A 23,739-nucleotide genomic window follows, 5' to 3' on the forward strand; every position below is an offset into this window, starting at 1 on the left:
CCTTAGCTAATAATACTTAATTGTTTCAGAATCATCCTATGACAAAAAATCAAAGCAATAATTGGTTTTTCGTCTCTACACTTTTGGAAACAGTAGAGACGATTGATGTTGAGAGCAATTTATTGATGCTAGGACATAAGATCCTTCCTAAACACTTTTTTGCTTCGCGAAATGAGTTGATTCACAAACACGAAGAAGACTGGCACAAATAAAATTGCCAACACAGTGCCACTGAACATTCCCCCCAATACTCCAGTGCCCAGGGAGTTTTGGATCTCTGAGCTTGGACCGGTAGCGATAAATAACGGAATAATGCCGCAACTAAAGGCTAATGATGTCATCAATATCGGGCGAAACCGTAACTTAGTCGCATTAGTCACAGCCTCTAGTAATGGCACGCCTTGACTACGGGCTTGCTGGGCAAACTCAATAATTAAAATAGCATTTTTTGCAGATAAACCAATAATGGTCACTAAACCTACTTTAAAGAAGACATCATTTGGCATGTCAGCCAACATCACAGCGCCAACGGCGCCAACTATTCCGAGCGGCACCACTAATATCACTGCAATCGGAATTGACCAACTTTCATAAAGCGCTGATAGCACCAGAAATATCACTAGCATTGAGAAAAGCAATAGCATGGTAGTTTGTGATTCAGCTTGGATCTCTTGCAGTGACAACCCCGTCCACGACACCGTCGCAGGCGCAGATAATGAAGCAACAATGTCAGTGATCTCTTGCATTGCCTCACCCGATGAGTAACCTGCAGCGGGACCGACAGACACACTAACGGCTGCAACGCCATTAAAACGTGTTAACTGCTGTGGTGTTTTTTGCCATTCAGGAGTCACAAATTCACGCAAATAGACAGTACCACCTTGGGTGTTACGGATAGACAGTTGCAAAATATCGTCTAATTGCATTCTCGAAGATGCCTGCACTTGAACAATCACCTGTTGTAAGCGGCCATTATTAGGAAAGTCATTAATATAGCTCGAACCTAGCGCGGCTGAAATCGTTTCGCTGATAGCGTTAAAAGGCACTCCTAGAGCTTGTGCTTTGGCGCGATCAATATTAAGTTTTACCCCATTTGATTCAGGCAAGGTCTCGAGAAACACCGTGCCTATTTTATCACTCTCGTTAAGCTTAGTGATAAACTCAGCTTGTATTTTTTGAAAGCGGTCGTAGCCAGAATTCGCCCTATCTTGCAGCTGAAAGGAAATATTAGATGAGTTACCAAGTCCCTCTATTGCGCCGGGTAACACGTTAAAAACTTCACCTTCGGTTAAATCTGCTAAGTGCTCAGCCAATGCCTGCATCTCTAACTGAGTACTACTGCCGTGTCGTTTACCCCAATCATTTAAGGTGGTAATCCCAAAAGCCGAACCCGCCCCCGAGCCACTAAAACTAAAGCCTGAGATATTCATACTAGCCGCCACAGCGTCTCGATTACGAGTAAAGTCCTCCATCTTTTTTACAACTGTCATGGTCCGCTCTGCCGTTGCATCACTCGGAAGCTGAATAGAGGTGAGAAAGTAGCCTTGATCCTCTTCTGGTAAGAAAGTGCTCGGTACAAGACCAAAACTGACGACGCAGATGGCGACAATGCTGACATATAGCAGCATCATTCTCTTCGATCGCAGCACAAGATATCTTACGCCGTTGCCGCAAGCGTGTGTCACTGCTGAGAATTGGCGATTAAACCAACCAAAAAAACCCGTTTTACTATGATCGGCCGCCGTAACAGGTTTTAGCAATGTGGCACATAAGGCTGGTGTTAGGGTTAATGCTAAGAATGCCGAGAACAAGATGGCTACCGCCATTGCCAGTGAGAACTGTAAGAAAATGGTGCCGACCGAGCCCGAGGCAAAAGCCATCGGAATAAACACTGCCGATAACACCGCAGTGATCCCGATCACCGCCCCATAAATCTCCTTCATCGCCTTCTCAGTAGCTTCTTTCGGAGGCAAACCGGTTTCGGCCATCACTCGCTCGACATTTTCAACAACCACAATCGCATCATCAACGATAATACCGATAGCTAATACCATGCCAAACATCGTAAAAACATTAATCGACAATCCCACTAAAAGCATGACTGCAAAGGTGCCTAACAAGGCTATAGGAGCAACAATAGCCGGGATTATCGTATAGCGAATGCTCTGTAAAAACAAATACATCACCAAGAACACTAGCAGCATTGCTTCGAGCAAAGTCTTAACGACTTTCTCAATGGATATTTTAGCAAAAATGGCCGCGTCAGAGGTGATGCTATAGTCCATATCAGCGGGCATCACCAGCTTTAACTCCTCCATCCGGGCTTTAATCCCATTGGACGTTGCAATAGCATTCGCGCCGGGCGAGAGCTGGATAGCAGCCGAGGTCGACTCTTGTCCGTTCTCACGATTACGATATAAGTAGTTTTGTGCCCCCAGCTCAACCTCAGCCACATCGCTAAGTAAAACGACACCACCATGGGTCTGTGAACGCAAAACAATCTGCTTAAACTGCTGCGGCGTTTCCAACTGGCCTTGAGCAGTCAGTGGCACCACCACTTTTTGACCACGACTAACAGGTGCATCGCCGACTTTACCTGGCGAGATCTGTATATTTTGCTCTCTTATCGCCGAAGTCACATCGTCCATAGTTAAGTTAAGACCCGTTAACTTAACCGGATCGACCCAGATCCGCATGGCAAATTCAGAGCCCCACATCTGCACGCGGCCAACACCAGACACACGTTTTATCTCCTCTATGATATTACGCACCATATAATCACTCAATGCTTGCTCTGAACGTTGACCACTGTCCGAGACAAGCCCTAAGTACATCAAGTTGTTGGATGATGTTTTTTCAACTGTGACCCCTGTTTGCCTAACTGACATGGGGAGTCTGGGCTCGACCGCTTTTATTTTATTTTGGATCTCAACCTGAGCCATCTCAGGATCGGTTCCATTTGCAAAAGTCACGGTGATCGATGCATTGCCACTGGCATCGGAAGAGGAGCTAAAATAAAGTAAGCCTTTAATTCCCGAGATCTCACGCTCAATTAACGACACTACACTGTCGTTAATCGTTTTTGGGCTAGCCCCTGGATAAGATAAATACAAGCCTATGCTTGGCGGAGCGACACTTGGGAAGCGCTCAACCGATAATTGGGGAATAGCAAGTAAGCCGGCTATGCTGATAAGAATTGCAATAACCCAAGCAAACACTGGTCGAGAAATGAAAAACTGCGACATAGTTAGTCCTCTTTCAACTTGGCAGATGATATGGTCTTTGACGATTTCGAAGATGAGTGAAATGCCGTGTGCGGCAGTTGTTGCCAAGCCATTTGTTTGAGTTCAACATCTGGCCGTAGCTTCTCATTACCCGCTACAATCACTTTATCTTGCGCCCTGAGTCCTGTTGAAACAATGTATTGACCTTGCTTAAGCCCTGCTACTGTTACTGCTCGTCGTTCAACCTTTTCATTAACGATGACATTGACATAAGGATCACCATTACCTCTACGTTGCAGTGCTTGCTGCGGGATAACAGCTGCATTAATTGTTGGCATAGGGATCTTAGTGCGTACATACATCCCTGGAAGCAGCTTCAGCTTAGGATTATCGGCCTCTATCCGCACAGTTAGATCACCAGTATTTTCATCGACACTGATACCAGAAAACAAGATCTGCCCCACGATGTCATCATCAGGTGTTGTGGATAGCTCAACGGTGACCCCAAGCTCATCCCCCGCCGCCAATACCTGCCGCAATTGCGGGAGTTTTTCCACCGGAAGACGCACATCTATATAGACCTTATCGATTTGCTGAATGATGGCCATCGGCATGCTGTCGGTCGGACTCACCAACGCCCCTTCTGTCGTAATAACGGCTCCAATCGTGCCATTGATGGGAGCGATTACCGTGCTGTAACTTAGCTGTAATTGACTACGCTGCAACTCTGCTTGATTTTGCAGTACGCTCGCTGCAGCAATTTGCTGATTGAACTGTGCCGCCTCAAAAGACTCTTTACTGACCGCCTGAGTTTTGACCAATTCGGTTAACCTATCTAACTGACTTTGCTGCAAGGCGAGATCGGCTTGAGCTCTCTTTAATGCTGCATGCTTTATCGCAACGTCTATTGCAAAGGTCTGAGGGTCGATTTGAAATAATGGCTGCCCTTTTTTGAGTCGATCACCTTGCTTAAAGAGCCGCTCGGTAATGATGCCACTAATCTGCGGGTGGATATTGGCACTGCGCAGCGGTTTGACTCGCCCTTGCAGAGTATCAAATAGTGTCACAGGGATAAGAGTTGCCGTAACTGTCGACACGTTGACAATATTCGGGCCAGCCCATGGCTGTTCAGCGCTAGTCTCACCGCAGCCACTGAGTAAAAGGATTGCCCCTAACATTGCGGTACGATTCAAAATAGCAATATCCATTATTGGACGCATTCTCAACCTCATTAGCCTAATCTCCTGAATTTATTGCTGATATACATATCTGTATCTTCACGATTATGTATTCTAAAATAACCAAGGTAAAAACAGAGTAAATCCAAGAGTGAAGCGCATTTTTATTTTTGGATAAGAGATAGAAACAGACTTTTACTCAACCTTTACCCAGAAGTCGCTAGAATCAGTTTGATAGTAAATAGTGTCCTGAAGCATTAGTGAGAGAAGAGTATGATCCGAGTATTATTAGTAGAAGATGACCGTGATCTCGCCGAAACATTATTACAACTAATGCAACTTGCGCAGATGCAACCTGATCATGCCAGCAATGGTAAGGCCGGACTGACGCTATCTAGAGTAAATGACTATGACGTACTCATTGTCGATGTAGGCTTACCGCAACTAAATGGCTTTGAGCTTTGTCGTCAACTTCGAACTGACGGCATCGATACGCCAGTACTGTTTTTAACGGCATATCGCAGTATCGATAATAAATTAGAAGGGTTTGACGCTGGAGGGGATGATTACCTCGCAAAACCATTTGACAATAGAGAGCTAATTGCACGTGTGACCGCTCTTGCAGGTCGTCGAAGCAGCCAAGTAAAGCGCCTAGCGGTGGCCGATTTAGTCATGGATTGCGACAATGTGATTGTGTTTTATCGACAAGAACAACTCGAATTATCCCCTACATGTTACACCTTGCTCGAAACACTAATGCGTGCAAGTCCTGCTGTCGTAAGCCGAGCAACCCTTGAAAATGCATTGTGGGGTGACGAGCCACCAAATAGTAATGTACTTAAAGCACACCTTTACTATTTACGCCGTGAACTTACAAAAGTTGATGCCGCTGAGTTATTACAGACATTAACAGGTAAGGGCTGGGCATTACGACAAGGAAAAGGCTGTGAAACTACGTAAAAGTTTAACCTTAGTATTAATGTTTAGCATCATACTCATACTTGTGGTGCTCATTCTTAGCTATACCCTTTGGGCAAGAGAAAACTACTTCCGCGCACTCGATACAAGCCTCACTTTTAATATGATTAAAGCCGAGCAAATTATCGCAGAGAAGGGAATTGATGCGATCGAATCCTATCTCGAAATCATAGAGACTCGCGTCATTCAATCTTATGAGCAGCTACCTAACATCATTACCCAACAGTACCCTAGGGAGGCTCTTGAGGTCGGAAGTTATGTTAATTCCGAATCAAATCATTTAATTTTTGAAGATCTTGGGCTAACTTCTCCGGTTTCAATTGATAATGACCTTGGTTACTACGTTTATACCGCTCAAAAATACAATGGCAGCATCTATTATTTGGTCGTCGAATACCAATCTGAAATACCAAGTTACTGGCAAATAGCAGAATCGCAATTAGATCAAATTTGGAAAGCATCTCTGCTGGTTATACTCGCGCTTATCTTGACCATTTGGGGTATGTTTCTCCATATCGCTAAACCAATACATCGACTAAATTTGTGGGCGCAGCACTTAAGCCGCGATGATTTAAGCAGGCCCGTACCCTCTTTTGAATACCGTGAGCTGGATAGCCTTGCGACAAAAATTCATCAAAGTTTACAGGAGGTTGATGCGGCCTCCCAGCGAGAGAGCCAGTTTCTGCAGTATGCCAGTCACGAGCTACGTACCCCTATCTCGATTATTAAGAGCAATGCAGAGCTACTTGAACAATTATTAGTTGAACCTCCTGCAGCAACTCAGTCGGCACTGCAAAGATTATCCCGTGCAGGGAAAAACATGCACCAGTTAACCGAAACTCTATTGTGGCTAACTCGCAAAGAGATCTCTACCCCAGAGCCAACACTGTTTAGCCTAACCCAGCTATTAGTCGATTCGGTTGAGCAGCATAGTTACCTACTTATGGGTAAAAAAGTTGCCATAGAACAATCTCTGGTTGAGGCAAATATTCACTGTCCGAGAGTATTGATGAATATTGTTGTTGCCAATCTAATCCGCAATGCTATGCAACATATTGACGAGGGAAAAATCCGTATAAACCTTAATCAAGCCCAACTGGTCATTGAAAACGAGGGTTTGCTGCTTGAAAATGATAAAGCCGATGGATTTGGTCTGGGGCTTAAACTCGTTAAACAAATCAGTGAAAAATTAGACTGGAACTTTAATATAGCTACTAAGCCGAATAAATACATTTCAACAATAAAGTTCCGCTAATAGTTCAGTTAGCATGGCGACTTACCCAGGGCGTTTATCGTGTAATATGACTACTCACCTTTAAGCTGTAAAGGCTGTAGCGGTCACTACCTGTTAGCCACTATTTAAGAAAACAAGCTTAAACATGCAACTTACATTACATGTGGCACGTTTTGGGGCAGAGGTAAGTTTATGCAAAAACAGCTTTGGTTCCAACAACCTGCGGCCTGCCTTATGGCAGGGGCTCTTGTTATGTCATCTAGCCTCTGCAAATATCACAAGACTATTTAGCTCCTGCAGCCATCAAAGCATTTTTAAAGTCATTTATCCAACGACGGTAAACAGTTTTAACGTCACCCCAATTAAAGACGTCGACATTTTGTCGCCACTGATCAAAGCTTTCTCCGCGATCAACAGCTTTTGCTAACACCTCTCCGCTCTGACCATCTTTGATCATTGCAAGTAACATCATAGAGCCTGAATTCTGGGTATAGGTTCTCCCCATTGAATTATAGTTTCGTCTTGATGAACTGACGGGGGCACTCAGACGAATATCGGTTATAGCAACTTCAATAACTAAGGTATCAGGTCCTGCTTTATCGACTAGCTCAAATGGTTGTTCTTCATTGAATACACTTGCGACTATGGTAGCAAATTCGGTCGACATTCTTTTGAGTGCTTCATCCGGAAGCTCATAGGTGGCATTATAGCCATCAGCTCTTCGATCAATACGTGGTGGTTTATAATCTGCTGGATGATCGTTGGTCACTGTTGCCGCTTCAAAATACAACTTTCGATATTTCGACCAGTCTACATTTGGTCTGGCATATGATAGATCTAACACCGAGTTATCAATTTTGACTAACCCCTCCTTAGTCACCCTTGCTTCAGGTCCTGTTTGCAATGTAGGTGCTTGTGTCGCACACCCAATCGAGAGAATCAAAATAAAAAAAATCGAAAAACGCCTAATCAATAGCGCCATTTTATCAGTCCTTTAGTAAAATTAGTCTTGTTTAATATGCGTAGTTTTTGTGCATAGGTCAATGCTGTGCTTAATACAAACCCGAGCAGCTCAGTGTTGAAAGCTTAGTACATAAAAAAGCCACTGACTTAGCAGTGGCTTGATTGGATTAAAAATACTATTTTGGCTAACGTTTTACTTTAACTCGGTTATTGTTATCTCTACTGTTCCGAATAAGGTCATCGCCAGCAATAGATAAATCAGATTTAGCCAAACGATCATAAAGCAGCACATTAACAGATGCCGCTAGGTTCATGCAGCCCACCGTGGGCACATAAACAACAGCATCAGCTCGATTGATAACTTGCTGGCTAATTGTGCCGTCTTCGGGGCCAAAAATGTACAGTGCTTTTTGTGGATGCTGAAAATCTGGCAGTGGAATTGCGCCTTCCACTAGATCCACACACACAATACTGACATCCGGTGCTATCGCATCAATTAAAGACTCTACGCCTGCTAGCGGTATCTTTTCGCTGGCGGCTTTGGTATCGGTATTATATTGTGCAGTACCACTGCTAGCCGCCAATGGGTAGCGTCTACCTGTATAAAACACGGCATCGGCTGCATAGCATCCCGCTGCGCGCATTATGCCACCGACATTGGTAGGACTTTTTGGGTTAACCAATCCTATCGCGCTATATCGTTTGCTACTCATAAACTCACTCAATCAATAACGTGGTATATAACTTCAAACTTAAGCAGTCAATTTACTGCTTAGCTGTAACCAAGCATCGTTGACCAATGCATAATCATTGTCATCAAGCTCTTCTCTAGCAAGCGCCAGACATTCAACCATTTTAGATTCTAATGCTTCAACACCTTGTTCATGTTCAACTTCTAACTTTGATAAAACAACGGCAAAATGGCCTTGCAGGTATCCACTTGCAAATAAGGCGTCATCATCACCTTCAGCAACAATACTTTCAATCCAGTCTTGAAGTGTTTGCTCATACTTCTCTATCATTGAGGGCTCCACATACTCAAACTATTGGAATCATTCCAACATACAATTAATAACGGTCTACCGACTCAGTGATTGCAGTCGTGATTACTCAACTAGATCAGGATTCGCGACCTGGTACATCACATAATCGTGATAACCCGTCACCACCTTATAATAGCCAGTTAGTTCTTTATCTAATTCAGGGTCGCCACTATCCACAATTAAGGGACGACCTTCAAGTGCTTTCAACTTTGTTTTTGTCGCTAAAATAACAATATTTTGCTTGCCTACTCGCCTTACTAGCTCTGGAGATAACTGTTGATTACCTCGTCCTAAAACGTGCCCTTGGCCGCCAATTAGCGTGATAAATAGTTTAACGGATTGGTTTTCGGTTAATTTCAGTAATTCAGCAGCGGACAAATCACTGGCGACTAATTGCTGATTTTGAACCAGATCAACACCTAACAAGGTATTATCGAGTCCAAGGTCTTCCATCACTGCAGCTACTGTACTGCCAGAACCTATCACAATCAGCGCATCTTCCATCAGCTCAATAGCTTCTGCTGCAATATCAGCGAGCACCAGTTCGTCAGTCTCTTTGCCACCCATTTTAACCGCTTGTATATAGCGTGGTTCTGCAGGCACCAGCATTTCACCAAACCGCTTGGCTTTGACAATGCCACTTCTAAAGGCGGCTTCATCAATATCCATCACATCAGCGGTCATTAGGCTAACCAACTCACCCTCTAGCAACATCTTAACCACAAGCCCTGATGCATGTGGTGTTATGCCATAAACACCAGAATGAATTTTTACACCCGCTGGCACACCTAATACAGGGATATTATCATCAGCAATGGCGAAGATGTCCCTTGCGGTGCCATCACCACCGGCAAATAACAGCAGATCGAGCGCTTCATTCAACAGCTCTGCAACCACTTGTTGCGTATCTTGCGCTACGGTTTCGCCTGGCGCATGGTAAACAACGCGTACATTAAAGCCCATTTCTCGTGCTAACGATTCGCCCATATCACCCGAGGCGGTAATCACCTCAATCCGATCTTTATAAGGCAATATAACTTGTAACGCTTGTTGCATACGCAGATGTGATTTAGGCACAGCGCCTTTGGCCAGTGCTAATTCAGCAACACCATCGCTACCTTTTAAAGCAACGCAACCCCCTATTCCCGCAAGAGGATTAATAATTAAACCAAGACGAAATCTGCTCACTTTATTTGCTCCATTTTAAAGTGGTTAGTACTATATTCATTAGCCTACTTAAGCTGCGGTGACGATTGGTGTCGGCTCACGCTTTGATGACGGAATAAATAACACCGCGATCATTGACAACACAGCGCAGAAGGCGGCAAAAACCCAAGTTGTGACAGCGCCTGAACCGTCACCCCAGATCATCCCACATAACCAAGTCCCCAATGCTCCGCCAACACCAAAACTTAAGCTGGCATAGAGCGCTTGTCCCTGGCTACGACGGCTAATATCAAAGTGCTTGTGTACAAACTGAATTGAAGCGGCGTGGGTTAAACCGAAAGTGAAAGCATGCAATATTTGACTTAAACTGAGCCACAATAAACTGTCGACCCCAAATGCAAGCAATAACCAACGCACGGCTGTTAACGCAATGCTGATAAAGAGTAAAAACTTTACCCCAAAGCGTCCAAGTAGACGCGGCGCATACATAAACATGATGATCTCTGCAACCACACCCAATGCAACGAAAATCCCCGCTACCGCTTCGGTGTACCCTGCTTGTTTTAGGTATAAGACAAAGAAGCCATAGAATGGTCCAGCGCTCATTTGCAATAACATCGCTGAAATAAGAAACCAAATAACGGCCTTATTAAACGCTAACGGTGGACGCTTAACATCACGCTGCACTTTAGCTCGGTTAGCAGGCAGTGGCAGTGCGCTGGCTAACATGCCGATAAACAATCCCATCCCTATGTAAGGGAGGATCTGCGGTCCCCAATGATCAATGGCAAAACCACCGCCGACCACCAGTACGATATAACCCACACTGCCCCAACTGCGTATAGTGCCATAACGAGTCACATTGTCGCCCAGTGTTTCAAGTGTAATCACTTCTAGCTGGGCTAAAATAGCATTCCAAAAAAAGGTATATACAGCAAGGCTGACAGCAAGGTACGTCAAGCTACCATCATAGAAAAAGCTGAGGTAAGAAATGGCTGCAGCGCCTGCGCCGATCTTGATTAACTCTGCACGCATTCCGGTTTTATCTGCCACTATCGCCCACAAATTAGGAGCGATAATTCGAGTCCCCATGAGGATGGCTAATAAAAAGCCAATCTCTTGAGCATTAAAACCGCGGCTATCGAAAAAAACGCCTAAATAAGGCACCATGACGCCGAGAATAGAGAAGAAAAAGAAATAACAAGCACAGAGCCAGCGTAATTGCTGCTCTGTGTTTTTAGGTTGAAACATTAACGCATTCCGATGACTGGTGTACTGCTATTCACATCCATATTTTGTGCGCGGTGACGAAGTAAATGATCCATCAATACTATCGCTAACATTGCTTCTGCAATAGGTACAGCACGAATACCAACACAAGGGTCATGCCGACCTTTAGTGATAACTTCTGCAGTGTCTCCCTGCGCTGTCATACTTTCGCCAGGCACACTAATGCTAGATGTTGGCTTCATTGCGATATGGGCAACGATAGGCTGACCTGAAGATATCCCGCCTAAAATGCCACCGGCATGGTTAGAGGCAAAGCCTTCTGGCGACATTAAATCGCGATGCTCTGAGCCTTTTTGATTAACCACTTCAAAACCATCACCGATCTCAACACCTTTAACAGCATTTATTCCCATTAGTGCGTGGGCAACTTCAGCGTCTAGTCGATCAAAGACAGGCTCTCCTAATCCGACAGGCACGCCAGTAGCAACCACTGTGACTTTAGCGCCGATTGAATCACCACTTTTTATAAGGTCACGCATATATTCATCTAAAGCATCTAACTTTGACGCATCAGGAAAGAAGAATGCATTCTTCTCAATTTCAGCGAAATCAACCGTTTCAGCCTTGATAGGGCCAAGCTGCGACAAATAAGCATTTATCTCAACACCATGAACCTGCTTTAGGTATTTCTTTGCCACTGCACCGGCCGCGACTCTCATTGCGGTTTCACGAGCTGACGAGCGTCCGCCACCGCGATAATCTCTTACGCCATATTTTTGCTGATAGGTATAGTCGGCATGCCCAGGACGGAATAGATCTTTAATATTCGAGTAATCTTTACTGCGCTGGTCGGTATTTTCAATTAAAAGACCGATTGACGTTCCCGTGGTTTGACCTTCGAACACACCAGATAAGATCCGCACTTCATCAGGCTCGCGGCGAGCAGTAGTATATCGAGAAGTTCCAGGGCGACGGCGGTCAAGATCATGCTGCATATCCGCTTCATTTAAATCAATCCCTGGAGGACAACCATCAATAATACAACCTAATGCGACTCCATGACTCTCACCAAAGGTAGTGACTACAAAATTTTGCCCAATACTGTTTCCCGACATCCGCTTTCTACACCTCAATTACGCAAATTAAACGAGTACCTACTTGTGATAACTAAAGTAGGTACATATATTAAATTGCCACAACACAAACAGAGCCGTGGCGAGTTGCTATTATTCACTATCTTTGTAGATAACGAATAGTGATTCATTCTCAACAAGTTGATCTCGCGTCAGAATGAAAACACCATCACCGCCGTTCTCAAAGCTTGCCCATGTAAATGGCACATCAGGGAACTGCTCGATTAAATGCACCATGGAATTACCCACTTCAACAACCAGTAAGCCGTCTTCAGTTAGATAATCTGCCGCATTGGCAAGAATACGCTTGGTGAGATCTAAACCGTCGCGACCGGACGCCAGCCCGATTTCAGGTTCATGATGAAATTCATCTGGCATATCACCAATATCTTCGGCATCAACATAAGGCGGGTTTGATACGATTAAATCGTAGTGCGCCCCTTTAGGGATGGCAGCAAATAGATCCGATTCCATCGGAAAGACTCTGTCCATCACGCCAAGTGTCTCAATATTTACCTGTGCCACTTCTAATGCATCAACACTGATGTCCAATGCATCAACTTCAGCGTTTTCAAATTCATAAGCACAGGCGATGGCAATACAACCACTGCCGGTGCACAAGTCCATTACGCGATTGACTTGCTTGTTATATAACCATGGACTAAAGCGGTTAGCGATTAACTCTGCGATTGGCGAGCGAGGAACCAATACCCGCTCATCAACATAAAACTCAAGACCAGCAAACATGGCTTTGTTAGTTAGATATGGAACAGGTAGGCGCTCTCTTACACGGCGGATAATCAGCTCAACAATTTTGTGTTTTTCGCTAATGGTCAGATTAGAGTGAATAACCTGTTGGCCCAGCTCTTCTGGTAGATGCAACGCATGAAAGACCAAAGCAATTGCTTCGTCCCACGCATTATCGGTACCGTGTCCGTAATATATATTTGCATCATTAAAACGACTGACACCCCAGCGCAACATATCACCGATAGTTCGTAATTCAGTAACGGCTTCATCTACAAAAATCTTATCCAAAATTCACTCCAACGTTTTAATTCCGACTCATTGTAACTTAACTCTATTCATATGGCATCGGATTCAATAAAATACCCTTATGAATAAAAGAACCGATAAAGATGATTTGGCGCTATTTGCGGAGCTAACGAAGGGAATGAAACCTTTTGAGCAAAACAAACGCCACTTTAAATCAACGGCTAAAGACCGCAAAGTGATTGAGGAAAAAGAGCAACAGCTACATGCTGATAGTTTCTTCTCTGATACCTATCAACCGCTTCTGCCCGAAAATGGGCCAATGAAATGGGCAAGAGATGACGTTGATAGCTACGATGTAAAGCGTTTACGCCGCGGTGACTACGTACCAGATCTTTTATTAGATCTACATGGATTGCGTCAATCAGAGGCAAAACTTGAGCTTGCAGCATTAATCCAAGCCTGTATTAAGCAACAAAGCCATTGCTGCTGCATTATGCATGGGCATGGAACAGGAATTTTAAAGCAGAATATACCAATGTGGTTAGCGCAGCACCCTCACATAAAAGCCTTTCATCAAGCCACTAAAGAATGGGGCGGTGACGCGGCATTATTGGTACTCATTGACATCGGCGACCAACCTTATCGCCGATAGGTATTGAGGTGTTATTGATTTCATCAATGATTGTAAAAACAAAAAAGTGAGTCCGTTGAGGCTCACTTAATCATTAATCTTACTCGATATAGAGGCTAACTAATCATATGTGGAGCATATTGCCATTCTATGCATGATTCAGTCGCTTGCTTATTGATGAGTGTGACACCCGAGGTAGCGAACAACGGTGGCTCAACTCCAGGTACCAGTTCGCTGACTAAATAGCCTAACAAGGGCATATGCGCTAAAACGAGTACATTTTTAGCTTCAAAATGTTCAGCATAAGCAACGACAGCATCAGCGACTTTAGCGGGATCGCCTGTCGGTACAAGCTCATCTAATGTTAACCAATGACCAGGTTCAGGAAAATGCTTGTGTACTTCTTGCCAACTTTGCTGGGCGCGTAGATACGGACTAACGAGTACCAAATCAAACTCGGTAATGCTCTGCCCTAGCCAATTACTCATTAGCAGTGTGTGTTGGCGACCATTATCAGTTAATGTGCGTTCGCGATCTGAGTGGGCGTTAAAGCCTGCTTCACCGTGGCGCATTAAAAATAGCTGCATACTACTTTGCTACTCCCAATTCTTTATTCTTATTCATTAATTGTAGTCTGAATCTTGATAGCAACATACCGTTATTTAGTTATTAATTAGTCCAATACAACTCGTTGGAGTTTTCAGTTAACGCATGTTAAAAGAAAAATGTTAACCAAGCACCTAAATTGAGACAAAATTAGCCAAACGATAGATTATTTCTCCGTTTGGAGATCTTGTGTTTGAAGATAAGTAGAAATGATGGCAAGTTAAGTTATTACAGCTACCTAGAATCATTTTTACCGCTAGCTTATCCACTCAACTAAGAGATGTAAATGGAGTGGCTTTATCGGCAAGTGATTACTAAAGTTAAGTGTCTAGGTTAGATGCTGTTGATCAATTGGAGCCATACTAGTGCCAAAAAACAGACACATTATCACCAGTCCAAATGACCATCGTAAGTACCGTAATATCACCTTAGAAAATGGGTTAAAAGTACTTTTGGTTGAAGATCTGCAATCAACAGAGGCTGCGGCATCTATGGCGGTGGCTGTTGGTCACTTTGACGATCCAGTTGCTCGTCCTGGTATGGCGCATTTTCTTGAGCATATGCTTTTTCTTGGTACTGAAAAATTTCCCGATTCAGGAGAATACTCTGCTTTTATCAACCAGCATGGTGGAACTAATAACGCCTGGACTGGCACTGAGCACACCAACTTTTTTTACAGTATCAATGCAGCACAACTTGAAGCTTCTCTCGACCGTTTCAGCCAATTTTTCATCGCACCGTTATTTGATGTAGCGCTGGTCGATCGGGAGCGTCACGCTATCGAATCAGAATTTAGCATGAAGTTAAAAGATGATATTCGACGCGTCTATCAAGTTCAAAAAGAAACGGTTAACCCCGCCCATCCCTTTTCCAAGTTTTCCGTGGGTAATTTAGAAACCTTAGCGGGCGAACAACATATGTTAAGGGAGGAGTTAGTCGCCTTCTATAAAGAGAAATACAGTGCAAGCATAATGACGCTATGTATTGTAGCGCCGTCTTCTTTGAACGTTCTAGCCCAGCTTGCACAGACGTACTTCGGAGCTATTAGCCACCATCAGCCACCCAGTCAGTATCCAGACACACCGATTTACCTACCTGAACAGTTACAAGCAAAAATCAACATCGTTCCTCTTAAGGAGCAACGACGCGTTGCCATCACCTTTGCTTTACCAACGCTGGAACGCTTTTATAAGCGTAAGCCTTTAACCTTCATTAGTCATCTCCTCGGCTATGAGGGTAAAGGTAGCTTGTTGTCCTATTTAAAAGAGCGAGGGTTGGCTAACAATTTATCTGCTGGTGGCGGCGTCAATGGCTACAATTTCAAAGATTACAACATTAGCATTCAACTAACAGACCGAGGTTTGAATAATCTTAAAGACGTTATTGATTGTGCTTTTGAGTATATAGCTCTAATCAAGGAGGCGGGTTTAAGTGACTGGCGATACAATGAAAGAGCCGCTTTACTCAAAGTTGCTTTTCAATACCAAGAACAAGTTAAGGCACTGGATTTAGCGAGTCATTTGAGTATTAACATGCATCATTACGACATTGAAGATGTGGTTTTTGGTGATTACCGCATGGATGGGCTTGATGTTATCGAGACTCAGCAGTTATTAGCAATGATGACTCCGACGAATATGCGCTTGCAGCTTATTGCTCCAGAATTAGATACCGATAAACAGGCGGCTTGGTATCACTCACCTTATCAGATCCGTGAAATTTCAGCGGAAGATATTAGTCGCTGGTTAACTCCGAAAGTGCGCTGCGAGCTTACCTTACCCTCTGCTAACCCATTTATTATCGACCATTGTGTCGCAAGATCAGATAAAAGTAATGCTCCAGTACCGCAAGTGGTATCGCAGGAGCCAGGCTATCGAATTTGGCATAGAAAAGATGATGAATTTAACGTACCTAAAGGGCACCTCTATCTCTCTTTGGATTCAGCTCAAGCTGCCGCATCGCCAAAACATGCTGCATTAACTCGGCTTTACGTTGAAATGCTGCTTGATTACCTTACCGAATATACCTATCAAGCAGAAGTCGCAGGGCTGAGTTACAACATATATCCTCACCAAGGTGGCATCACCTTACATTTAACTGGTTTTACAGGTAAACAAGAAGCACTACTCTCACTTGTGATAGATAAAGCACGCGAGCGCAACTTTACTCAGAACCGCTTTGAATTGATAAAGAAGCAGATATTGCGTAGTTGGTATAATCATACCCAAGCTAAACCTATATCTCAGTTGTTTACTAGTTTGACCGTGACACTGCAAAAGCGCAGTTTTGAGCCAGCTAGGATGGCTGAGCTGCTTGAAGAGATAACCTTAGAAGACTTACATGCACATGTTAAAAGTTTCTATGAGAAAATACATTTAGAAGGTCTAGTTTATGGTGATTGGCTAGAGAGTGAAGCCTGTTCCCTAGGGCACAGGCTTAATAGAATCTTATCCTTAGTCACTTCGCCAAGCTCTGAATCTTCGAGAGAGCTTATCGATCTCTCCAACAAAGGCACATTATTAAGAGAGGTTTCAGCCTCTCATCAAGACAGTGGCATTATAGTTTACTACCAATCTGATATTGCCTCTCCAGAGAATATGGCCTTGTTTAGCCTATTGAACCACACCATGTCATCCACGTTCTTTCACGAGCTTAGAACACAGAAACAACTGGGTTATATGGTCGGTACAGGTTATCTACCACTGAACCGATACCCAGGTATTATCTTTTATATTCAATCACCCAACTCTGGACCACAAACTCTATTAGAAGCAATAGACGAGTTCATTGCTGATTTTACCTACGCGATACTACAAATCACCAATGAACAATGGGAATCAACTAAAGCAGGCCTTATGAATCAAGTTATGGAGCACGATTCTAACCTTAAAACCCGCAGTCAACGTTACTGGTCAAGTATTGGCAACAAAGACTACGCCTTTGACCAAAGGGAAAACGTTGTAGAGCAAGTAAAAACCTTAACTCGCTCAGATTTAATAAAATTCATAATGATGAAGATGCGGACTAAGCACTGTGACCGACTTGTCCTGTTTAGCACTGGTGAATCCCATCAGGATCAAGCACCGCTAAAATCCGATAACATGATCTTAGATCTACGTGCTTTCAAACTCAAAGCTGAACAATTTGATTACTAATCATCTATCATTGAGATATAAGGGATGATGCGTTGATAACGACTGTATCAAAACAGATAAGCATTAAGTTTGAACAGTTTAGGGAAGTCATTTGTTCAACGAACATATATCGTACAGAAAAGGATGCCGACGATGATAACTAACTACAAAAGACACGAAGGTTTTTGACAATGACTTCACTTTCTGAAAAGGTGAACATTACATACTGCTGCCTTAAGACATTGGTTAAAAATAAAATTATAAATATGCCTAAGACACTACTAAAACTTACACTCTCTTTATTGCTGATCTTCTCGTCTATGCAGCCCTGTTTTGCATTCACGTTAAACTCAACCACCTTAGGTGTTCCAGAAGGACTATCCCAAAGCAACGTTTCATCAATTGTAGAGGATGCAGAAGGCTACGTCTGGGTAGGAACGGTCAATGGCCTCAATCGATATGACGGAAAAGAGTTTCGTCATTACTTTCCCTCAAAGAGGAACGAATTAGCGAGTGCCTTTATCCGCAGCCTGTACATCAGCAAGTCAGGCTCAATGTTCATTGGAACTGATAAAGGTTTGTCCATTTATGATCCTATGCAAGACAAAATTACTTCTTCAAAAAATTTAGGGTTTGATATTGATGAGGCTATATGGGCTATATATGAATATGGTGATAATATTTTCATTGGCACAGAAAACTCCATCTATATTATAAGAGAGTTAAATAACAGTAAATTATCGCTAAAAAACAAATACTCTGGTAATTTTGGGGTTGTTAAAAACATCACTTTATTTAAAGAGAAAATGTTCATTCGAAATTATTCCGGAGAACTATATTCTATAGCTGAAGGAATAGTAAGGATTACTGGCAACGTTAACTCGATGAACATAATTAACAATGAATTACTAATTTTCAAAAATGAAGGTGTATATAGTTATAAAGATACCACATTAACAAAAATAGACCCAGCCTCTTATACAAGTGTAACTACAGATGCAAATTACAACTTAGCTTTAGATAAAAACTCAATTTACAATATTGACACAATAAAAACACCTATATCCAAAGGTAAGTTAAAAATACCAGAAAAGAGCTTGGACCATCCCAGAATAATAAGAGGTCGTACAAAAACATTTATACTAAACCAAAATAATGGTTTCCTCATCATTGATGACAATGCCAATTTAGCTCAAACAAAAGAGATAGTCGGTGGAAATGTTTGGTCTATCTCTCCAGGTGATTTTTCAGAACTTGTTGTAACTGCTGACGCTTCTATAATACAAGTATTTGACCAAAACCTAAATATAATCAAAGAATATAATTCTCATATAGAAGGTCCTAAGTCTGCAGTAATGATTGACAACTTTATCTATATTTCCAGCAGTATGGGATTAACATCTCTAAATACTGACAGTGGTAAGATAGAGAATATTTTCGAAGGTTCATTTTTTATTGTCAAAGCTAAGTTAGATGACAAAAGTATTTTTGCTGGCTCAACTTCAGGCACAGTCGTTCAATACGACATCGACAGTGGCTATGTCCAAGAATATGCTGTTGACAAGGGAAATCCAATCTTTGATATAAAGGAACACAATGGTTCATTGCTAATTGCCAGCCAAGGTGGATTGTTCCGATTAACTAATAATATTGCAACACCATTATATACAAAGCAATTAGTAATAAGTATTGATATTTATGATGGTGACATTTTATTCGGAACAGGTAACAGCATACAGATATTAAATAGGTTAAACAACCAAGTAGAGGAACTATATAATAATAACAAACCTATATTTTCAATCGCACAAAATCAAGATTATGTATTGGCATCATCTGTGAATGAAATAGTTGTAATCAACAAGAAAGACAGAAAACATTTTATTTTAAACCAAACCTTAGGTATTCAAGGAGAGTACAACGCACAATCCATACTGAAAAAAAATGATAAGCTTTATATAGGTGGTATTACAGGGATCAGCTTTATTTCAATAGATAAAGTAATCGATTACTTAAAAAGCCATACCCCCCCCAGCGTAGCGTTAAATGAGCTTTCAATTTTCAACATACCTGAAACTCCCAAAGGGAAGATACTAAACAACAAACTTAATAAAACTAGTAAAATAAAAATTAAGTATTCCGATTACCCATTCACATTTACATTTCACAGTCCTAAAAGTCCTCTGCTAGATATTAATTACATCTACCAAATGCGAGGGTTATCTGATGCACTAATTAACTCTAAAGGTATAAATTCTGCCACCTATACAAACCTATCACCAGGTGATTATGAGTTTTCAGTTTTTGCTATTGATCCTATTTCAGGTGAACATGGTGAGGAGAAAATATTAAGTATTGAGATTACCCCTCCATGGTGGTTATCACTACCAGCGAAGATCATCTATTTTGTTTTTACTCTGCTAATATCGATCGCCATAATTAAAGTATCCCTAAAGCGACGTGAAATTCAAAGGCAGATAGCCAAAAGCGAAGAGCGTCTAAAATTGTCACTTTGGGGTAGTGGCGATGAAATGTGGGATTGGGATATCGAGACGGGGCAAATTTATCGCTCTAATATTTGGGGCTCACTTGAGTTTCCAAGAGATGGTCAGCGCTCAGGCCAAGAGGGGGAAGAGAGTAATATCCACCCGATGGACCAAATTCGCGTTCGTGATGCGTTAAACAAACACTTCTATGGTGAAACCGATCACTTTGAAGCTGCATATCGAGTAAAAGGCAAATCTAATGACTGGGTGTGGATCTTAGATCGAGCTAAGATAGTTGAGCGTGATGAGAATGATAATGCGCTGCGTATGACTGGCACCATTAAAAACATTAGTCACTTTAAGCAAGCCGAGGAACAACTGCGTTTATTTGAACGCGCAATCCAGAATATCTCTGAAGGAATGTTTATTCTAGATAGCGAATTTAGCTTCGTCGAAGTCAACGAAGCTTGCTGTGATCTTTCTATGCTGAGCAAGCAAGACTTTATTGGTACTCTTTTCAATTTTGACCTATACCCCGATAGTTACTCGGAGCAGATCCGCTCTATCTTGAAACAGCAAGGCCGTTGGAGTAACGAAGTTGAATCAGCTAGAGGAAATGGCACCAGTTTCTTGATGGAGTTGACCGTTGATGCAATCTATGACGATCAAGGAGAGTTATCTCATTACGTCGGTGTTTTCTCAGATGTCAGCCGCCGAAAACAGCAAGAGGAAGAGCTCAGAAAGCTGACCAATAACGACTTGCTAACTAATTTGCCAAACCGTTCAAACCTAATGGTCACGCTAGGTAACCTCGTGAAAAGAGATTCTCACCACACTTTGATGGTTTTAGATCTAGACAATTTTAAAAAGATTAATGACTCTTTAGGCCATCAAGTCGGTGATGAACTACTGATATTAGTGTCAGAGCGGATCAAAGCCGCAGTGCCAAACCATACTAGTATCTACCGTTTAGGCGGCGATGAGTTTGCTATCTTAATTGATAAAAATCCAGAGATCAGCGTCAGCGCTGTCATAGCTAAAAATGTCATACATGCATTTGAAACAGCATTTCAATTATCCGCTGAGAAAGTCGTGGTTGGCGTTAGTATTGGCATCGTGTTGTATCCTGAAGATGATCAAAATGAACAGGCATTACTTCGAAAAGCTGATATTGCGATGTACCACGCAAAATCTGGTGGTGGCAATCGTTACCAGTTTTACTCAGAATCATTGAACAAAAATGCTATTAGACAGCTGGAAGTTGAAAATTTGATCCGCGAAGGCATAAAAGATGATCTATTTGAGGTTTACTATCAACCGAAGGTCGACTTAAAGTCTGGCCAGATGGCAGGGATGGAAGCGCTAGTTCGACTGAACCATCCTGAGCATGGGCTAATACCACCTAACAACTTTATTCCTTTAGCTGAAGAGAATGGTCTTATCGTTGAAATTGGTGATATTGTATTGAAGAAAGCCTGTTTTGCTGCGCAGAAATGGCGCTCATTAGGGCTGTTTGACGGGCGCGTAGCTGTTAATTTATCCTCAAAACAGTTCGCGCTACCCGACCTGCAACAGCGAATCGAGTCAATTTTACGTCTCACTCAGCTACCCGCGGCTAATTTGGAACTTGAAATAACAGAAGGTACTGTTATCAGAGAACCCGAAAAAGCCATTAAAGTCATGCAGCAATTATCTAAGATGGGTGTTAGTTTAGCCTTAGATGATTTTGGTACTGGCTACTCATCATTATCATATTTAAAACGTTTTCCGATTCATACGCTTAAAATCGATAAAGCATTTGTTGATGATATCGATAAGTCTGATCGCGATTTAAAGATGGTCGATTCTATCATCACTATTGCCCATAACATGGGGCTTTCAGTGGTTGGAGAAGGAGTTGAGGATGCATCTCAATTGAGTATTCTTCGAGCCTTAAAGTGTGAAGAGATCCAAGGATACATATATAGTAAAGCAGTAACAGAATCAGAATTCACAACATTGCTACACAACGATACAAACTCAAAACCATTAAAGGCAGTTTCAATTAAAAATAGCTAAAAAACACCACGCTTAACACATTGGCACAACATCTGCAGATACCTTCTCAATAGTCAAAAATATAACTTTATATTTAATACTCAATGAGAAGGTTCAAGATGAAAAAGATAATTAAAGGATTAGTTACTACAGCAGCAATTGCATGTTCAATACCAGCGATGGCATCTGAGAATTCGGACCAACCTTACTTGAATGTTTATATCTCTAATACCGCAGAACAAGTTATCAGTTTGGCCGGTATTCCAAACATCAAGTTAAAGCCCTTGCAAACCGCTGGTATCCCAAATATCAAGCTAAAGCCAGTGCAAACCGCTGGTATCCCAAATATCAAGCTAAAGCCAGTGCAAACCGCTGGTATCCCAAACATCAAGCTAAAGCCAGTGCAAACCGCTGGTATCCCAAACATCAAGCTAAAGCCACTACAAACCGCTGGTATCCCAAACATCAAGCTAAAGCCAGTACAAACCGCTGGTATCCCAAACATCAAGCTAAAGCCAGTGCAAACCGCTGGTATCCCAAACATCAAGCTAAAGCCAGTGCAAACCGCTGGTATCCCAAACATCAAGCTAAAGCCAGTGCAAACCGCTGGTATTCCAAACATCAAGCTAAAGCCAGTGCAAACCGCTGGTATCCCAAACATCAAGCTAAAGCCATTGCAAACCGCTGGTATCCCTAACATCAAGCTAAAGCCCTTGCAAACCGCTGGTATCCCCAACATCAAGCTAAAGCCACTACAAACCGCTGGTATCCCAAATATCAAGCTAAAGCCAGTGCAAACCGCTGGTATCCCAAATATCAAGCTAAAGCCAGTGCAAACCGCAGGTATCCCAAACATCAAGCTAAAGCCAGTGCAAACCGCTGGTATCCCAAACATCAAGCTAAAGCCAGTGCAAACCGCTGGTATCCCAAACATCAAGCTAAAGCCAGTGCAAACCGCTGGTATCCCAAACATCAAGCTACTTAACCACGCTGCGGCATAGAGAGGAAATAAATTATGTTTGATTTAATTATGCAAGTACTCGGTCTCGCTAAACCAGCACGTAAGAAAGTTCAGCTTCCTGAAGGGTTAAATCATCTTGAGGTCATTCCAGCCAAAGGTTGGTGGAATTAATACACACCCACTTAATGCCTAAGGAGAACGACAATGCTTAATTCTTTGATGCTGATGTTAGGGCTAAGAAAGCCATTACGCAGGAAAGTACAGCTTCCTGAAGGCTTACAACAGTTAGAGATCGTTGCAGCCAAAGGTTGGTGGGGCTGACTTTAGAAACTAAAGTCAAAAGTTACACAAAGAAAAAGGAGCCTATGCTCCTTTTTTAGTATCTATAAAAGCCTAAGCCTTAAAGCTCTAACCAACAAGATTGTTTTCCCATGGCTTTTTTGTAAGCTAATTGCTTATGTGAATTAAACAAAGGGTAAGCTGCGGGACCAAACAAAATCCCCGCCAGCGCCCAGCGTTTAACAGGTAAACCCGCTTTAAATGCGCTCTGCCCTAGTAAAACCCCAGATAACACTAAAAACAAAACGATTGTGAATACCACTTACCTACACCTCACATCAAATAAGTCAGCGTCCATACCTGAAGATCCATACCTAAACGATATTATATAACCAATACCACAATCATTAGAGTGTTTTTTAGTCATTTTTTTGTCGGTTTTTGCCGTGAAAGCAAAAA

At 42.5% G+C, this 23,739-nt stretch carries 16 protein-coding genes; 6 read left to right on the forward strand and 10 right to left on the reverse strand.

Going from position 1 to position 23,739, the window contains the following annotated elements; genetic code table 11:
• Positions 1-128 precede the first annotated feature (128 nt).
• Positions 129-3,245: a multidrug efflux RND transporter permease subunit gene (locus JK628_RS14390; RefSeq protein ID WP_202285312.1), complete on the reverse strand. Its 3,117-nt coding sequence runs from the start codon at positions 3,243-3,245 to the stop codon at positions 129-131.
• A 2-nt stretch (positions 3,246-3,247) separates the two neighbouring features.
• Entirely contained in the window at positions 3,248-4,444 is a 1,197-nt protein-coding gene (locus JK628_RS14395; protein WP_202285313.1) for an efflux RND transporter periplasmic adaptor subunit, read from the reverse strand.
• A 231-nt stretch (positions 4,445-4,675) separates the two neighbouring features.
• On the opposite strand from JK628_RS14395, the gene JK628_RS14400 reads away from it, so the two are divergent.
• Positions 4,676-5,362: a response regulator transcription factor gene (locus JK628_RS14400; RefSeq protein ID WP_202285314.1), complete on the forward strand. Its 687-nt coding sequence runs from the start codon at positions 4,676-4,678 to the stop codon at positions 5,360-5,362.
• Positions 5,349-6,635 (forward strand): sensor histidine kinase, encoded by a 1,287-nt coding sequence (locus JK628_RS14405; RefSeq protein WP_202285315.1) that lies wholly within the window; start codon positions 5,349-5,351, stop codon positions 6,633-6,635. The genes JK628_RS14400 and JK628_RS14405 overlap by 14 nt, the downstream gene beginning before the upstream one ends.
• Before the next feature lie 262 nt (positions 6,636-6,897).
• Here the strand turns inward: JK628_RS14405 and JK628_RS14410 are convergent, their stop codons facing one another.
• The 7 genes from JK628_RS14410 to prmB form a co-directional block, all read right to left on the reverse strand.
• Positions 6,898-7,596 carry a DUF3313 family protein gene (locus tag JK628_RS14410; RefSeq protein WP_202285316.1) on the reverse strand — a complete coding sequence of 233 codons (699 nt, stop codon included), beginning with the start codon at positions 7,594-7,596 and terminating at the stop codon, positions 6,898-6,900.
• Between the two features lie 166 nt (positions 7,597-7,762).
• Positions 7,763-8,290 (reverse strand): RNA methyltransferase, encoded by a 528-nt coding sequence (locus tag JK628_RS14415; protein WP_202285317.1) that lies wholly within the window; start codon positions 8,288-8,290, stop codon positions 7,763-7,765.
• 39 nt (positions 8,291-8,329) lie between these two features.
• On the reverse strand, positions 8,330-8,599 hold the full coding sequence (locus JK628_RS14420; RefSeq protein ID WP_202285318.1) for a YfcL family protein: 270 nt from the start codon (positions 8,597-8,599) through the stop codon (positions 8,330-8,332).
• Positions 8,600-8,683: 84 nt separating this feature from the next.
• Positions 8,684-9,808 carry an ATP-NAD kinase family protein gene (locus JK628_RS14425; RefSeq protein WP_202285319.1) on the reverse strand — a complete coding sequence of 375 codons (1,125 nt, stop codon included), beginning with the start codon at positions 9,806-9,808 and terminating at the stop codon, positions 8,684-8,686.
• Positions 9,809-9,856: 48 nt separating this feature from the next.
• Entirely contained in the window at positions 9,857-11,038 is a 1,182-nt protein-coding gene (locus JK628_RS14430) for an MFS transporter (protein WP_202285320.1), read from the reverse strand.
• Positions 11,038-12,132, reverse strand: a complete 1,095-nt coding sequence (aroC, locus tag JK628_RS14435) for a chorismate synthase (protein ID WP_202285321.1) — start codon at positions 12,130-12,132, stop codon at positions 11,038-11,040. The genes JK628_RS14430 and aroC overlap by 1 nt, the downstream gene beginning before the upstream one ends.
• 111 nt (positions 12,133-12,243) lie before the next feature.
• Positions 12,244-13,188: a 50S ribosomal protein L3 N(5)-glutamine methyltransferase gene (gene prmB, locus JK628_RS14440; RefSeq protein WP_202285322.1), complete on the reverse strand. Its 945-nt coding sequence runs from the start codon at positions 13,186-13,188 to the stop codon at positions 12,244-12,246.
• Between the two features lie 79 nt (positions 13,189-13,267).
• On the opposite strand from prmB, the gene smrB reads away from it, so the two are divergent.
• Positions 13,268-13,798 (forward strand): endonuclease SmrB, encoded by a 531-nt coding sequence (smrB, locus tag JK628_RS14445; protein WP_202285323.1) that lies wholly within the window; start codon positions 13,268-13,270, stop codon positions 13,796-13,798.
• Between the two features lie 95 nt (positions 13,799-13,893).
• On the opposite strand, the gene sixA is transcribed toward smrB, so the two are convergent.
• Positions 13,894-14,364 (reverse strand): phosphohistidine phosphatase SixA, encoded by a 471-nt coding sequence (gene sixA / locus JK628_RS14450; protein ID WP_202285324.1) that lies wholly within the window; start codon positions 14,362-14,364, stop codon positions 13,894-13,896.
• A 384-nt stretch (positions 14,365-14,748) separates the two neighbouring features.
• Between sixA and JK628_RS14455 the strand changes: the two genes are divergently transcribed.
• The 3 genes from JK628_RS14455 to JK628_RS14465 all read left to right on the forward strand — a co-directional run bounded on the left by JK628_RS14455 (position 14,749) and on the right by JK628_RS14465 (position 23,041).
• Positions 14,749-17,538, forward strand: coding sequence for an insulinase family protein (locus tag JK628_RS14455; RefSeq protein ID WP_202285325.1), 2,790 nt, complete (start codon positions 14,749-14,751; stop codon positions 17,536-17,538).
• A 245-nt stretch (positions 17,539-17,783) separates the two neighbouring features.
• Positions 17,784-22,061 carry an EAL domain-containing protein gene (locus JK628_RS14460; RefSeq protein WP_202289834.1) on the forward strand — a complete coding sequence of 1,426 codons (4,278 nt, stop codon included), beginning with the start codon at positions 17,784-17,786 and terminating at the stop codon, positions 22,059-22,061.
• 98 nt (positions 22,062-22,159) lie between these two features.
• Entirely contained in the window at positions 22,160-23,041 is an 882-nt protein-coding gene (locus tag JK628_RS14465) for a hypothetical protein (RefSeq protein ID WP_202285326.1), read from the forward strand.
• Positions 23,042-23,739 lie beyond the last annotated feature (698 nt).

The sequence above is a fragment of the Shewanella sp. KX20019 genome, from assembly GCF_016757755.1.
GTDB lineage: Bacteria > Pseudomonadota > Gammaproteobacteria > Enterobacterales > Shewanellaceae > Shewanella.

Excerpts from the sequence above, each read along its gene's own strand:
- JK628_RS14390 (WP_202285312.1), bottom strand. The coding sequence starts at position 3,245 with ATGTCGCAGTTTTTCATTTCTCGACCAGTGTTTGCTTGGGTTATTGCA.
- JK628_RS14395 (WP_202285313.1), bottom strand. The coding sequence starts at position 4,444 with ATGCGTCCAATAATGGATATTGCTATTTTGAATCGTACCGCAATGTTA.
- JK628_RS14400 (WP_202285314.1), top strand. The coding sequence starts at position 4,676 with ATGATCCGAGTATTATTAGTAGAAGATGACCGTGATCTCGCCGAAACA.
- JK628_RS14410 (WP_202285316.1), bottom strand. The coding sequence starts at position 7,596 with ATGGCGCTATTGATTAGGCGTTTTTCGATTTTTTTTATTTTGATTCTC.
- JK628_RS14415 (WP_202285317.1), bottom strand. The coding sequence starts at position 8,290 with ATGAGTAGCAAACGATATAGCGCGATAGGATTGGTTAACCCAAAAAGT.
- JK628_RS14420 (WP_202285318.1), bottom strand. The coding sequence starts at position 8,599 with ATGATAGAGAAGTATGAGCAAACACTTCAAGACTGGATTGAAAGTATT.
- JK628_RS14430 (WP_202285320.1), bottom strand. The coding sequence starts at position 11,038 with ATGTTTCAACCTAAAAACACAGAGCAGCAATTACGCTGGCTCTGTGCT.
- aroC (WP_202285321.1), bottom strand. The coding sequence starts at position 12,132 with ATGTCGGGAAACAGTATTGGGCAAAATTTTGTAGTCACTACCTTTGGT.
- smrB (WP_202285323.1), top strand. The coding sequence starts at position 13,268 with ATGAATAAAAGAACCGATAAAGATGATTTGGCGCTATTTGCGGAGCTA.
- sixA (WP_202285324.1), bottom strand. The coding sequence starts at position 14,364 with ATGCAGCTATTTTTAATGCGCCACGGTGAAGCAGGCTTTAACGCCCAC.
- JK628_RS14460 (WP_202289834.1), top strand. The coding sequence starts at position 17,784 with ATGCCTAAGACACTACTAAAACTTACACTCTCTTTATTGCTGATCTTC.
- JK628_RS14465 (WP_202285326.1), top strand. The coding sequence starts at position 22,160 with ATGAAAAAGATAATTAAAGGATTAGTTACTACAGCAGCAATTGCATGT.